Here is a 15,743-nt window from a genome sequence, read left to right on the forward strand (position 1 = left end):
AGTAGGTATCTAAAAAGGAGGCTAACGCAATAGGTATTTTAATAAACGTAAAACGGATTATATGAAGACGATCATGAAAAGTGAGATATTTGAGAATGAAACTATAATTATAAATGATCCTATTCAATTTAATAACGAACAGATCGTGGATAAGAAAATCGATGTTAATCAAAAAGGAGTAGTTGGTACAATCAATGATATAATGCTTAATGGTATTCACCTTATTATGCGGGACCTTACTATTAAAAATGATTATTATACCATTGAAGTAGAACACTCTTTTTCATTTGTAAAACTGCATTTCGAAATAGAAGGTAACAATGAATACTGTCCGAAAAATAAGGATGAAATAGGAATCTATATTCCACAAGGACATTATAATTTATTTTATTTACCAGTGATTAATGGCCATTTACACTATAATACATCCAAACGTAAAACATTAGAGATTACATTTACCGAATCCTATTTACAACAGTTGTTTTATCCCAACTTAAATAAAACAATTCCTCTACTAGCAGAAGCTATCTCCCAGCACAAAGCCTATAAAATGTGGCAGAAGAGTAAAACCATTTGTCCCAAATTACATTTTTTAATCGAAGATATTCTGCAGTGTACTTATTCAGGAGCGATCAAGAAAGCTTTTTTAGAATCGAAAGTTGTAGAAATATTAGCTTATCTGTTTACTGTAATTAATGAAGAAGAAAATAGTATAATTAGCGAAGAACTCAGCCAGTGTGACTATCTAAAAATTCTAGAAGTAGAAGCAATTTTAAAGACCAGATTTAAGGAAAAACACTCGCTTGCCAGCATTGCATCAGAGGTTGGTCTTAATGATTATAAGGTAAAAAAGAACTTTAAAATTGTTTTTAATAAAACTGTTTTTAATTATTTAGCAGCAATTAGGATGGATTATGCAAAACAGTTAATTGCCGATGAAGGTTTTTCTATTGCTCAAGTTGCAGAAGAATTAGACTATAAAAATCCACAACATTTTACAGTTGCCTTCAAGAAAATAATGGGATATCTGCCTAGTAAATTAAAAAAGTAGATTTTTATAAATTCTATAGCTACAGAAAGATAAACAACAACCTCTACCCGACTGCTTCCACTAAAACACTTCTTCGCCTGCATTAATCGTAAGCAAACTACAAATCTATTTAGCTTTGTCTAAATAATTTTTTACCTATGGCGTCGAAATTTTATTAAATTAAACTTAAAGTCATGTATTTGATGACTTCAATAGAAATAAAAATTTTAAATTAGAAAAAATTAAAGATTATTTTGATTTTGGTGATACACACGAGTAAGAAATTAGTATTTAAATAAAAAAAAAACATGAAAAAAATTTTACAATGGACGATTATTATACCCTTATTAGCTTGGGCGCTATTCTTTAGCGGGCTCATAAATACTTCCAGCTTTTTTCAAGTTGCAGCCAGTATATTATTGGTCATTAGTGTTATGACCGCTGTACATCATTCAGAAATAATAGCAGAAAGAGTTGGAGAACCTTACGGTACCATTATCTTAGCTATTTCCATAACTGTAATCGAGGTATCCATAATTGTATCATTAATGCTTTCAGATGGTACTGAAGCAGCTTCATTGGCAAGAGATACTGTATACGCTGCTACAATGCTAATTATAAATGGTATTATTGGACTTTGCCTATTAATTGGAGGTTTAAAACATTATGAACAAAATTTCTCCACCTCTTCTGTAACTATAGCATTAGTGTCGCTAGTATCCATTATCGTCTTTACATTAGTGTTTCCTACTTTTACTGAAAGCGTCAAAGGCTCTTACTATTCTATTCCACAACTTATATTTGCATCAGGAGCCTGTCTTGTAATTTATGGTACTTTTCTATTTGCTCAAACAACAAGGTACAGGCAATATTTTCTAACTATTGGAGACGATGAAAATGAAGCACTAGTGAAACCTATCGAAATTAATAATAAGACGTTCTACACAAGTCTTATCTTTCTTATAATAAGTTTGGGAATTGTAGTCCTACTTGCAAAAACGTTATCCCCTACTATCGAAAGTATTATTGTGGGTTACAGTCTCCCAAAAAGTTTAGTAGGAGTTGTTATTGCAGCCATAATTTTACTCCCAGAAGCAATTGCAGCTATTATAGCAGCAAGAAAAAACAGACTTCAGACGAGTTTGAATCTAGCTTTGGGTTCGGCCCTAGCAAGTATAGGTTTAACAATTCCAAGCGTTGCAGCAGTTTGTATCATAATGGATATGCCAATTATTTTGGGCCTCGATATTAAATCGATCGTTTTACTAGGGCTATCTGTGTTTACAGTTATGTTGTCCTTGAGCAAAGGGAAATCAAATGTTGTATATGGTGTGGTACTTTTGGTTAATCTATTTGCTTTTATATTTCTAATGATATATCCTTAATAGTATATAAATTGGATCAGGATCAAAACTTCGTGAGAATTTTTGTTCCTGATCCAAATAAAAAAGTTCGTGAATCAATTCAGAGGAGTTCAGAAAATTGATTTTTTCTTATTCAGATTATCCAACCTTTTGCTTAGATCCCAAATTTTGCACTTGATTGCAGAAAAATAAAGAGCAAAAAAAAACTCCAACATTTCTGTTGAAGTTTTGTGGGCGATGAGGGGTTCGAACCCCCGACCCCCTCGGTGTAAACGAGGTGCTCTGAACCAGCTGAGCTAATCGCCCTATTTTACTAGGCTGCTATCGTGTGATTGCGTGTGCAAATATAAGACGAGATTTTGTATTTACAAGCACTTTTTCAAAAAAAATGAATAAAAAATTAACCTTTTTTTCTTTACTCCTCAATAACAACCAATTAAGTTATTGTTACAAGAATAGTTTTTTTTTCTACTAACTATATATAGTACATTTGTACAAAAATATAATCAATGGCTCGTTTTAAAGAAAATGATTTACCCAAAGCAAAACTAAATACTAGTTCTCTTCAAAAAGCATTACGAATATTTAAATACTCTAAAAATCAGAAATGGAAATTTTTCCTAGGATTGGTCTTTCTACTACTAACAAGTGCTACAGCATTAGCTTTTCCTAAGTTAATGGGAATGTTGGTCGATTGTGTTACTAGTAAAGATCTGAATAAAGCCAACGAGATCGCATTGGGATTATTAGGTATATTAGTGCTTCAAGCTATATTCTCATTTTTCAGAATCTCACTATTTGTTAATTTCACAGAGAACACTTTATCAAATATCCGATTTGCATTGTATGAAAATTTGATAAAATTACCCATGTCGTTCTTCTCACAAAAGCGTGTGGGAGAATTAAACAGCCGCATCAGTGCAGATATCTCTCAATTACAAGATACGCTGACAACTACTATAGCCGAATTTCTAAGACAATTTATTTTAATCATTGGTGGTTTTATAATTTTAGGAAGTATAAGTCCAAACCTAACCATCATGATGCTTTGCATAGTTCCTGTTGTAGCTGTGGCAGCTGTAATTTTTGGTCGTTTCATTCGAAAATATGGAAAAATGACTCAAGATAAAGTGGCCGAGAGTCAAGTCATTGTTGAAGAGACCTTGCAAGGAATAACAAATGTCAAGTCTTTTGCAAACGAATGGTACGAACTAGAACGTTATAAAAACAAAATAAAAGAAATTGTTGCCATTGCCATCAAAGGTGGGCAATACAGAGGGTATTTTGCCTCTTTCATTATATTATGTTTGTTTGGGTGCGTTGTAGCTGTAGTATGGTACGGAATTACACTGACCATAAAAGGAGAAGTTGAAGGAGTGGGTGATTTAATATCATTCATCCTATATACTACTTTTATCGGAGCTTCTTTTGGAGGAATTGCCGAAATGTATGCACAAATTCAAAAAGCTGTAGGTGCTACAGAGCGTGTTTTTGAATTATTAGATGAGGTACCAGAAGCCATAAATACCACTCCGAATGTAAATTTAGTTCAAAAAATTAAAGGAACGGTAAGCTTTAAAAATGTAGCTTTTAGTTACCCTTCTCGTAAAGAAATTAAGGTATTAAAGAATGTAAACTTCAATGCCGAATTTGGACAAAAAATTGCAGTTGTCGGCCCTAGTGGTGCCGGAAAGTCAACTATAGCTTCACTATTATTACGTTTTTACGATATTGAAAGTGGAGAGATTATAATCGACGGAAAAAACATTTACGATTACAATCTAGAAGAGCTAAGAGGAAATATGAGTATCGTTCCACAAGATGTAATCCTTTTTGGAGGAACCATTAGAGAAAACATCGCTTACGGAAAACCAACAGCAACCAATGAGGAGATTATGGCTGCTGCCCAACAAGCCAATGCATTTAATTTTATCGAAGGTTTTCCTGAAAAATTCGAAACTATCGTTGGAGAAAGAGGAAATAAACTATCGGGTGGTCAAAGGCAGCGTATCGCAATCGCTCGTGCACTTTTAAAGAATCCAAGTATTTTAATTTTAGACGAAGCTACTTCTTCTCTCGATAGTGAGAGCGAAAAATTAGTACAAGAAGCCCTTGAAATCTTGATGCAAGGAAGAACTAGTATTATTATTGCTCATAGATTATCCACTATTCGTTCTGCTGATCAAATTTTAGTTCTTGACAACGGAATAATAGCTGAACAAGGAACACACCAGGATTTAATAAATCTTGAAAATGGTATTTACAAAAATTTAAGTAACCTACAATTTAGCAATTCTTAATTTTTTTTTATTTATAGATAAGCGCTACTAATCACAATTGGTAGCGCTTTTTTTGTCTTATCTTTTTCTTCTTTCTCTTTCTTGATTTATTAATTGGAGTTCTCTGCTCGTTTGCCCAGCTACAGAAGTATTCTCTTCAGCACGACGAATCAAATAAGGCATCACGTCTTTCACAGGTCCAAAAGGTAAATATTTTGCAACATTATAACCCTGCTCAGCCAAGTTATAACTTATATTATCACTCATTCCATACAATTGTCCAAACCACACACTACTATCATTTGCCGATATTGCTTTTTGTTTCATAAGAGCCACTAGCAACAAACAACTTTGTTCATTGTGTGTTCCAAAAAATGCTGCAATATTCTCTCTATTTTCAAAAAGGTAAGCAGCTGTTGTATTAAAATTTTCATCAGTTTCTTCTTTGCTTTTACAAATAGGAGATCGATAATTATGTTTTAGAGCGCGCTTATTCTCTTTCTCTAAGTATGCACCTCTCACCAATTTTATACCAATATAGAAACCCTCATCATTTGCAATCTCCCTTATGACTTTTAGATACTCATAACGATCCCAACGGTACATTTGCAAAGTATTAAAAACGATTGCTTTCACATGATTATACTTTCGCATCATTTTTAGAACCAAGTCATCAGCTGCTTTCTGCATCCAGCTTTCTTCTGCATCAATTAATAAGGAGACGTCAGCATCATAAGCGGCCTTGCAGATCAAATCAAAACGAGCTTCTACCCTATTCCACTCTTTCTGTTCTCCATCTGTCAAAGTTTCTGCCGCACTTATTTTTTCGAATAATATAAAGCGCCCCACTCCTGTTGGTTTAAATACGGCAAACGGAATAGCTTCTTTTTCCTTACCAAATGTGATTGTTTTAATAATCATACTCGTCGCAGCTTCAAATTGTTCCTCCTCTTCTTTCCCTTCGACAGAAAAATCCAAGACAGATGAAACGCCTTTGGTAAACATTTTATCGACAACTTTAAGACAATCTTGCTCGTTTACACCACCACAAAAATGATCAAAAACTGTTGCTCTTATCAACCCTTCAACTGGCAAATGAGCTTTTAATGCAAAATTAGTAACTGCGGTTCCTATGCGTACGAGTGGCTCATTCGCTATCATTTTAAATAAAAAGTATGCTCTCTCCAATTCCGTATCACTTTTCAAAGCAAATGCAACCTGCGTATTTTTAAAAATGTCTTCCATTGACTAAAATTTTTTATACTAAAATAAGGAATTAGAACAATATCCTGGGCTTTATACTAGAATAACTTATTTGTTTTTAGAGAAAAAATTACCCGAATAAAATCAAAAAAAATGTAGATTTGCAAAACTTTCTGAAGAGTTGAAATACTTCTTTCTATTTTTCGAAAAATCGAAATAAAATCAAATTCATTTTGAAAATCATAAAATAATTATGTCTTTACAATCTTATACCATACAAGCTGTTGACCATCCTATTCATTTTAATTCAAAAGGTTATGAAGCTTTAAATTTGCACTTAAAAGAAAATAAGTATTCTAATTTATTTATTATCGTTGATGCCAATACTAATGAACATTGTTTACCAAAATTTCTTCCTCTTCTAGAAACGGACTTGACAATCGAAATTGTAGAATTTGAAGCTGGAGAGGTTAATAAAAATATTGAAACTTGTGTACAAATCTGGAACGTATTAACGGACTTAGGTGGAGATAGAAAAACGTTAGTTATCAACCTTGGTGGTGGCGTAGTGACAGATTTAGGAGGCTTTGTCGCTTCAACATTTAAAAGAGGTGTCGATTTTATTAACATCCCTACAACCTTATTATCTATGGTAGATGCATCTGTAGGTGGGAAAAATGGAGTTGATCTTGGGAATCTTAAAAACCAAATTGGTGTTTTCAATTTACCAAAGATGGTAATCGTTGATACTGAATATCTAGAGACAGTACCTCAAAATGAAATGCGTTCAGGATTGGCAGAGATGTTAAAACACGGATTAATTTATGACAAAAATTACTGGGAACAATTTTTAAACATCCGTTCAATCAACTTCTCTCAATTAGATGAATTGATTTTTCGTTCTGTCGAAATTAAAAATGAAATTGTAACGCAAGATCCGACTGAGAAAAATATTCGAAAAGCATTAAATTTTGGTCACACATTAGGACATGCTATCGAAAGTTATTTCTTAGAAAACGAAAACAAAACTACCTTACTTCACGGTGAAGCAATTGCCGTAGGTATGATTCTAGAAAGTTATATTTCTTTGAATAAGAACTTGATTAATATGGAAGAATTTACGCAGATAAAATCAACCCTAAAATCAATCTATCAAAACATAACTTTTGAAGAAAATGATATTGAACCAATCCTTGAATTATTGATTCATGACAAAAAAAATGAATACGGAACGATTCAGTTTGCTTTAATTGACGGAATAGGAAAAATAATCATCAACCAAACAGTTGAAAATGAATTGATTCTTAAAGCATTTAATGATTATCAATCTTAATTTTTTTTTAGCAAAAAGGATTGGATTACGTCTATATTATTTTTTACATTTGCGACAATGAAAACGAATCAAAAACAAAGAAAAAACACTTCTAGTAACCGCTCAAAAAACAGATCCTTTTTGAATCTTTTGAAGCGCTTTTATCCTAGCAGCAGTAATTTCATTTTTGATATATTTCCATTTTTAAAAACAGAGAATGAAAAGCTTCAGATTATTTACGCTAACATTAGAGTTTGAATTTTAGAATAATTTAAATGACAATAATTAAATCATTCCTAAAACAAAAAAACTAAAATGAATACTAAATATTCTGACTTAATAAATCAAACATACTATTTCCCACAAGAAGAATTTACATTAAATAAAGACAATCTTCAGTTTCATAATATCGATTTGATGAAATTAGTGGAACAGTATGGAACACCGTTAAAATTCACTTATTTACCTCAAATTTCCAACAATATTAACAAAGCCAAAAACTGGTTTCGTAAGTCGATGGAGAAAAACAAATATGAGGCAAAGTATTATTATTGCTATTGCACCAAAAGTTCTCATTTTGAATACATTATGAACGAAGCTTTCAAGAATAACATTCACATTGAAACTTCCTCTGCATTTGACATTAATATCGTAGAGAATCTGTTGCAAAATGGTAAAATAAATAAAAGCACTTATGTAATATGTAACGGTTTCAAAAGAGATCAATACATTGATAATATTGCTCGTTTGATCAATAATGGTCATAAAAATACTATTCCTATTATTGACAATTATGAAGAGCTAGATCTGTTGCAAGCCGAAATAAAAGGTAAGTTCAAAATCGGAATTCGTATTGCTGCAGAAGAGGAACCAAAATTTGAATTTTATACTTCTAGACTAGGAATTGGATACAAAAATATTGTGCAGTTCTACAAAAAACAGATTCAAGAAAACGATAAGTTAGAATTGAAAATGTTGCACTTTTTCATTAATACAGGTATCAATGATACTGCCTATTACTGGAATGAGTTAGTGAAATGTATCAAAGTATATATTGCATTAAAAAAAGAGTGTCCAACTTTAGATGGTTTGAATATTGGTGGAGGATTTCCCATCAAAAACTCATTGGCTTTTGAATACGATTACCAATATATGATTGACGAAATAATCAATCAAATTAAAATCGCTTGTGATGAAGCTGAAGTAGATGTCCCTAATATCTTTACAGAATTTGGATCTTTTACAGTAGGAGAAAGTGGTGGAGCAATTTACCAAGTACTGTACCAAAAGCAACAAAATGATAGAGAGAAGTGGAACATGATTGACTCTTCTTTTATCACAACTTTGCCAGATACATGGGCAATAAACAAGCGTTTTATCATGCTAGCAGTAAATCGCTGGAATGAAACCTACGAGCGAGTGTTATTGGGAGGAATGACTTGTGATAGTGATGATTATTACAACTCAGAGCAAAATATGAATGCTATTTATTTGCCTAAATACAACAAGGAAAAACCTTTATATATTGGTTTTTTTAATACAGGAGCTTACCAAGAAACAATTGGTGGTTATGGTGGGTTGCACCACTGTTTGATTCCGCAACCTAAACATATTCTGATAGATAGAGATGAGAACGGCATTATAGCGACCGAAGTTTTCTCTGAACAACAAACTTCTGAGGACGTTCTAAAAATTTTGGGTTACACCGCAAAATAATTCAAATAAATAATAGTTAATTTAAAAAAATCTTTACTTTTGAAACTGTAATCTGTTTCAAAAAAATGGATTCAAAATATCTTTAAAAAAAATAAAATGAGCAAGGGACCTATTAGCCAATTTATAGAAAAGCATTATCTGCATTTCAATTCAGCATCATTAGTAGATGCAGCAAAAGCATACGAACAACAATTAGCCAATGGAGCTAAAATGATGGTAAGTATGGCTGGAGCAATGAGTACAGCCGAAATTGGTAAAATATTTGCCGAAATTATTCGTCAAGATAAAGTTCAAATCATTTCTTGTACAGGTGCAAATCTTGAAGAAGACATTATGAACTTGGTAGCTCACTCACATTATGAAAGAGTTCCTAACTACCGTGATTTAACTCCTCAAGATGAATGGGATTTACTAGAACGTGGATTAAACAGAGTTACTGATACTTGTATCCCAGAACACGAAGCTTTCCGTCGTTTGCAAAAACATATTTACAAAATATGGAAAGATGCTGATGATAAAGGAGAACGTTACTTTCCACATGAATTCATGTATAAAATGTTACTTTCTGGTGTTCTTGAAGAATATTATGAAATTGACTTAAAAGATAGTTGGATGTATGCAGCCGCAGAGAAAAACCTACCTATTATCGTTCCAGGTTGGGAAGATAGTACGATGGGAAATATCTTTGCTTCCTATGTAATCAAAGGCGATCTAAAAGCGTCAACAATGAAGTCTGGAATTGAATATATGGTTTACCTATCTGATTGGTACCCTAAAAATAGCGCAAACGGAATTGGATTTTTCCAAATTGGTGGTGGTATTGCTGGAGATTTTCCAATTTGTGTGGTTCCAATGTTATACCAAGATATGGAAATGCATGACATTCCTTTCTGGAGCTATTTCTGTCAAATTTCTGACTCAACGACGAGTTACGGTTCTTATTCTGGAGCAGTACCTAACGAAAAAATTACTTGGGGTAAATTAGACATCAAAACACCTAAGTTTATTATTGAATCTGATGCTACAATTGTAGCACCATTAATTTTTGCTTATTTATTAGACTTATAGATTATCATTATGAAAAGAGTAATTGTTGATTACGCAAAACTTACAAACGAAATTTTAAACCTTTTGGTTGAACGTTTCCCTGATGGATACGATGATTCTGATATCATTCGTTTTAGAAATGCTAAAAATGAATTGATTGAAGCAGTTGAAGTACGTACAGAAGACACTATTTATTTAGTAAAAGTAAGTATGAAACTAGCTGATAGAATTGAGAATTATGATGAAGATGATGAAATTGATGATGTAATCGAACCAATCACACCTATCAAAGGTGTTGATCTTGATGACGACATGGATGATGATGACGATGATGACGATAATCTTGACAAGCCAGATTTGGATGATGATGATGAAGATTCTGACGACAGTCGTAGCTCAGATGACGAAGATGACGAAGACGAAGATTAATTTCTTCTAATTAATTATATAAAAGGAACTCCACAATGAGTTCCTTTTTTTTTACTTGTATTTCTTACTCCTTTACCTTTACAGATGATAACTTCCGAACTACTTCACGAAACGCTTAAAGATAATTTTGGTTTTGAAAAATTTAGACCTAATCAAGAAAAAATTATCAATTCTATTTTAACAGGAAAAGATGCTTTAGCAATAATGCCAACTGGTGGAGGAAAATCTATTTGTTTTCAATTACCAGCATTGCTACTACCAGGTTTAACAATTGTTATTTCACCATTAATTGCTTTGATGAAAGATCAAGTAGATAGTTTGAAAGCCAATGGAATCGAAGCATGTTACATCAACAGCAGTCAATCAAGCAGTGAGCAGCAAGAACATATTGAAAACATCATAAGTCATAAAAACAAACTTGTTTATGTGGCACCAGAAAGTTTGTCGTATTTAGAAAATACATTCAATCAAGTAACTATAAGTTTGATTGCAATCGATGAGGCACATTGTATTTCTTCATGGGGTCATGACTTTCGACCGGCATATACAAACCTAGGGTATTTAAAAAAACGTTTTCCCTCTACTCCTATTTTGGCCCTTACAGCAACAGCCGATAAAGCAACTCGTCAAGATATTAGTCAGCAACTAAATTTAACCAATCCTGTAATTTCAATCTCATCATTTGATAGAAAAAACTTAAGCTTAGAAGTACGACCTGCTCTCGACAGAGTGCAACAAATTATCGATTTTATCGAGCACAAGCCAAATGATTGTGGTATCGTTTATTGCTTGAGTCGAAAGACAACCGAAGAGCTTGCAGATAAATTACAAAAAAGAGGAATTAGTGCGAAAGCTTATCACGCAGGATTGGATAATAATACGAGAGCCAAAACCCAGGATGAATTTATTAATGACGATTGCCAAGTTGTGTGCGCTACAATTGCATTTGGAATGGGAATTGACAAATCAAACGTCCGCTGGGTTATACATTACAACTTACCTAAAAATATTGAAGGCTATTACCAAGAAATTGGTCGCGCAGGAAGAGATGGTTTACCGTCGGAAACTGTTTTATTCGAAAGTTATGGCGATGTAATTCAGCTACAAAAATTTGCTGCTCAAGGTTTAAATTCTGAAGTTCAGCTTTCCAAGCTGGAACGTATGAAACAGTACGCCGACGCAGTAAGTTGCCGTAGAAAAATACTGTTATCGTATTTTGGCGAAATTGTTACTGAAAATTGTGGCAATTGTGATGTATGCAAAAATCCACCAGCATTTTTTGATGGCACCATTCTAGCACAAAAAGCACTTTCTGCCATTATTCGATTAAAGGAATCAGAAGCTTTACCTGTTATTGTTGATTTTTTACGAGGATCTAGAAATGCTTATATTCTTGAAAAGGGATATGAAAATTTAAAAACATATGGAGTTGGAACCGATGTTTCTTGGTACGATTGGAACCAGTACGTTATTCAGCTGATTAATCAAGGTTATTGTGAAATTGCTTTTCATCTAAAAAACCAAATAAAATTGACCCCTTTAGCACATGAAGTTTTATTTAATGGTGAAAAAGTACAACTGACCACTATTCAAAAAGAAATTCCCGATAAGGCAAATGGTAAAGAATCTAAAGCAATTAAACCTAAAAAAGATTCTTTATTCGAGAAACTTCGAACTCTGCGTTATGAGATTTCGAAAAGAGACAAAGTTCCTGCCTACGTAATTTTTAGTGATGCTGTTCTACGCGAAATAGAATCACATCGTCCTATGAGTGAAGAAGAGTTAATAGCAATTGATGGTGTCGGAAAAGCTAAATTAGAAAAATATGGTGACGTATTTATTGATGCTGTAATTGAATTCCAAAAAGCAAAAATTGTAAAGCAAAAAAAAGCATCGACTACTTACAAGGAAACTTTTAAAATGCTTGAAAATGGATTAAGTGTAGAGGAAATTGCATTACAGCGTAATTTAGGAATAAGCACAGTTATGTCGCATATTGCAAAATTATATGAAGATGGAGCCGATATTGATTTAAGCAATTTTGTAAGTACGAAAGAAGTTCAGAGAATTGCAAAAGCTAAGATTTTCTTAGAAAGCCCAACTGCATTAAAACCTTACTTCGATTATTTTGAAGAGGAAATTTCATATGATAAAATCCGATTAAGTTTATCAATAATAGCAAAAAAAGAAAATATATAAAAAAAGCCACGAATTCAGAATTCGTGGCTTTAAACTTTATACAAGAGGCACTTACAGATACCGTTCTTTAAAAATCTTTTGATGGTGTTTTTGATGTCCAATTATCAAAAAACCTAATGCTCTAACAGAAACCTGACAGTCAGATGCTGTTCCTACATTTTCTAATTGGTGGTTATTAAAACTTTTAAACAGGTATAATGTTGAAAATCGTACAGCTGATAATTCGGCCAACATATTTTGAATACCTCTAGAGTTAGCATCAGTGCTAGCTACATATTGATTCTCATCAAATCCAGGTAAAGCAGTGCTGTCATTTCTAGAAATTCTTAAGGCACGATAAGCAAATACTCTTTCGCAATCAATCAAGTGCTGAATAATGTCTTTAATTGTCCACTTCCCTTCCTCATATCGAAAATCAAATTTATCCATTGGAATGTTTTGAACAAACTTGATGAATTGATGAAGACTTATTTCTAAGTCTTCAATCAAATCTTCTTCCTCTAATATATTTATATAAGTCGAATAGTAGGCACTATACTCCGTAGTATTCAAATCGCTTACTTTCATTTTAAAATTGTTTATGCAGAATTTCTACTTGCATTTGTATTACCAAAAAGGGAACGCATAACAAGTTTTTCATATACTTTAATCAAAGCGTCATCTGGCTTATCAGATTTGTTCAACTCATTAATTCGCAATAACGCATATTGCTGTATTGTCAACAAAGGTAACACGATACGCTCTCTAATCTCAATAGAAGCTTTACCATCAGGGTAATTCTCCATTAATTCTGTATGACCTGCAATTTTTAATAATAAACGTTTCGTATCCAAAAATTCATCGTAAATCATTTGCCAAAATTCTCCAAAAACAGGATCACTTTTCATGTAAGCTGTTAATGGGAAAAATGATTTAGCCAATGACATCATACTGTTTTCTAGCAAGGTTCTAAAGAACATTGAATTATCATATAACGCCTGAACTTTATCCCATTCGCCTGCTTCTTCATAATGTTTCAATGCGGCACCTACTCCATAAAAACCAGGAACATTTTGCTTCAATTGACTCCATGAACCTACAAATGGAATCGCTCTTAAATCTTTGAAATCCAATTCAGCAGACTTACTTCTCTTTGAAGGACGACTTCCGATATTTGTTTTTGCATAGTACTTTAAGGTACTCATTTGCTCTAAGTAAGGTATGAACTGAGGATGATTTTTAAAATTCAAATACTTCTCATATCCTAAATTAGACAATTTGTCCATTACGATTTTATCCTCTGGAGCTAATATATTTTTGTCTTTATTAAACACTTGGTTAGTAACACCAGCACTTAGTAAATTTTCTAAGTTGTAACGACAAGAATCCAAAGTACCAAAATTAGAACTAATCGTTTGTCCTTGTACTGTAATTTGTATTTCTTTATTTTCGATTGCAGGCCCTAGGGACGCATAGAATTTATGTGTTTTACCTCCACCACGAGCAGGTGGTCCACCACGACCATCAAAAAATATAACTTCGACATCATATTTTCTAGAGATAGCAGTCAAAGCTTCTTTTGCCTGATAAATACTCCAGTTGGCCATCAAGTATCCACCATCCTTAGTACCGTCAGAAAAACCTAGCATAATTGTTTGGATATTCTTTCTACTCTTCAAGTGTGCAGCATACATAGGATTCGTATATAACTTCTCCATGATATTGTGTGCATCTAATAAATCATCAACAGATTCAAACAATGGCACAACATCTACAGTTGGTTTTTCCCAATCTGTCAAATGAATCATAGCCAATGTTTCCATTACATTCAACGCACTCTCGTTATTACTAATTATATAACGGTTTGCACCTTCTTCACCATTTTTAGCTTGAATTACTTTGATTGCTTGAATTGATTCAATTGTCGCACGGGTCATTTCATTTTCAAAGTCTTTTGACTCTAAATTCCCTTTAACAGATGATAATACATCAAATTTCTCTTGCTCAGACAAATCATAATAATTTGTAGGGAAAACTGAAGCATCATTACTTTGGTAGAAATCAAATACATCTCTAAAAACTGCATCGTGAATTCTACTGTTTTGACGAATATCTAAAGTAGCAAAATAGAAACCGAACAAATTAACATTGATAATCAATGCTTCTAATTCATCCAAATATAGCGATTCATGTTGTTCAACAACAATGCTTCTAATTTTGCTCAATTGCCCTTTTAACTCATCTAAGGTGATAAAAATATCTCCTTTCGAATAAAAAACAGAACGATATAATTTATTTTCTAACTCAGCAATTAATACATCTACATTGAAGAAAGTTAATTTTCTCTTCAATTTACGCACTTCGATGTAATAACATTTTAAGATGGAAGTTCTCAAACTATCAGCAACTTTCAATGTAATTTCTGTTGTAACAAATGGATTACCATCACGGTCACCACCTGGCCAAAAACCTAATTTTACGATTGGATTATCTATAGTTTGTCCAGGGAAAACATTTTTTTGTAAATAATGAATCATATCACTAGAAGTAGGATAAAATACATTTTCTAAGTACCAAATTAAACTAACTGCTTCATCATAAGGATTAGGCTTCTCATTTTTGATAAAAGGTGTTTTACCTAATTGAGCAAGAAGTTGTTTGATTCTTAATAAGTTGTTCTCTCTAATAGCATCTGTTAAATCATTAATAATCCCTAACACAGAACCTGGATAAAACTGAGTTGGATGTGCAGTAAGTACAGTTCTAATATTAAATCCTTTAAAAAATTCAATTAATTCCTCTTGCTTCCCTTTTGCATCTGTTTTTTCTTTTATATCTCTCAAAGAGCCTCTACCCTCCATATTATTGACGGTAGAAAAGGCAGCATCCTCCACTGCGTCAAACAATACGATCTGACGTTCAATGTACTGAATAAAACGAAACATTAAATCTAATTTGTCTTTCTCACTATTAGAAGTCAAATACTTACTTGAGAAAAACTCCATAATCTCTTTAGGAGTTTGTTGCTTTTTAAAACCTGACTCACATACATCTGTGAATAGAGGAAGCATCACACCTGTATTGTCAATAGAATCAAATGGTAACGTTATAAAAACACTGTTATAAATATTATATTTCGAAAGAACATGTTCATTAAATCGTTCAATTTTTGGGTTTATGTACAT

Annotated in this window: 11 protein-coding genes and 1 tRNA gene; 8 read left to right on the plus strand and 4 right to left on the minus strand. The window is 32.7% G+C overall.

Annotated elements, in window-relative coordinates; translation table 11 throughout:
- Positions 1–61: 61 nt before the first annotated feature.
- Positions 62–1,051: a helix-turn-helix domain-containing protein gene (locus LXH21_RS10315; protein WP_239865478.1), complete on the plus strand. Its 990-nt coding sequence runs from the start codon at positions 62–64 to the stop codon at positions 1,049–1,051.
- A gap of 287 nt (positions 1,052–1,338) precedes the next feature.
- On the plus strand, positions 1,339–2,415 hold the full coding sequence (locus LXH21_RS10320) for a calcium:proton antiporter (RefSeq protein WP_239865479.1): 1,077 nt from the start codon (positions 1,339–1,341) through the stop codon (positions 2,413–2,415).
- Positions 2,416–2,625: 210 nt separating this feature from the next.
- Here LXH21_RS10320 and LXH21_RS10325 read toward each other — a convergent pair.
- Positions 2,626–2,700: transfer RNA gene (locus tag LXH21_RS10325), tRNA-Val, on the minus strand.
- Positions 2,701–2,903: 203 nt separating this feature from the next.
- Between LXH21_RS10325 and LXH21_RS10330 the strand changes: the two genes are divergently transcribed.
- The gene (locus LXH21_RS10330) at positions 2,904–4,694 is read left to right on the plus strand and encodes an ABC transporter ATP-binding protein (RefSeq protein ID WP_239865480.1); all 1,791 of its coding nucleotides are present in this window, start codon (positions 2,904–2,906) and stop codon (positions 4,692–4,694) included.
- A gap of 57 nt (positions 4,695–4,751) precedes the next feature.
- Here the strand turns inward: LXH21_RS10330 and LXH21_RS10335 are convergent, their stop codons facing one another.
- Entirely contained in the window at positions 4,752–5,918 is a 1,167-nt protein-coding gene (locus LXH21_RS10335; protein WP_239865481.1) for a proline dehydrogenase family protein, read from the minus strand.
- A 211-nt stretch (positions 5,919–6,129) separates the two neighbouring features.
- On the opposite strand from LXH21_RS10335, the gene aroB reads away from it, so the two are divergent.
- The 5 genes from aroB (at position 6,130) to recQ (ending at position 12,579) form a co-directional block, all read left to right on the plus strand.
- On the plus strand, positions 6,130–7,209 hold the full coding sequence (aroB, locus tag LXH21_RS10340) for a 3-dehydroquinate synthase (RefSeq protein ID WP_239865482.1): 1,080 nt from the start codon (positions 6,130–6,132) through the stop codon (positions 7,207–7,209).
- 294 nt (positions 7,210–7,503) lie between these two features.
- Positions 7,504–8,904 (plus strand): type III PLP-dependent enzyme domain-containing protein, encoded by a 1,401-nt coding sequence (locus LXH21_RS10345; protein WP_239865483.1) that lies wholly within the window; start codon positions 7,504–7,506, stop codon positions 8,902–8,904.
- A 96-nt stretch (positions 8,905–9,000) separates the two neighbouring features.
- On the plus strand, positions 9,001–9,972 hold the full coding sequence (locus LXH21_RS10350; RefSeq protein WP_239865484.1) for a deoxyhypusine synthase family protein: 972 nt from the start codon (positions 9,001–9,003) through the stop codon (positions 9,970–9,972).
- Between the two features lie 9 nt (positions 9,973–9,981).
- Entirely contained in the window at positions 9,982–10,380 is a 399-nt protein-coding gene (locus LXH21_RS10355; RefSeq protein ID WP_239865485.1) for a DNA primase, read from the plus strand.
- 84 nt (positions 10,381–10,464) lie between these two features.
- Positions 10,465–12,579, plus strand: a complete 2,115-nt coding sequence (recQ, locus tag LXH21_RS10360; RefSeq protein ID WP_239865486.1) for a DNA helicase RecQ — start codon at positions 10,465–10,467, stop codon at positions 12,577–12,579.
- Between the two features lie 51 nt (positions 12,580–12,630).
- Here recQ and LXH21_RS10365 read toward each other — a convergent pair whose 3' ends face one another.
- Positions 12,631–13,146, minus strand: coding sequence for a DinB family protein (locus LXH21_RS10365; protein ID WP_239865487.1), 516 nt, complete (start codon positions 13,144–13,146; stop codon positions 12,631–12,633).
- Between the two features lie 11 nt (positions 13,147–13,157).
- The gene (locus tag LXH21_RS10370; protein WP_239865488.1) at positions 13,158–15,743 is read right to left on the minus strand and encodes a phosphoenolpyruvate carboxylase; all 2,586 of its coding nucleotides are present in this window, start codon (positions 15,741–15,743) and stop codon (positions 13,158–13,160) included.

The organism is Flavobacterium algicola (genome assembly GCF_022399565.1).
Lineage (GTDB): Bacteria > Bacteroidota > Bacteroidia > Flavobacteriales > Flavobacteriaceae > Flavobacterium > Flavobacterium algicola.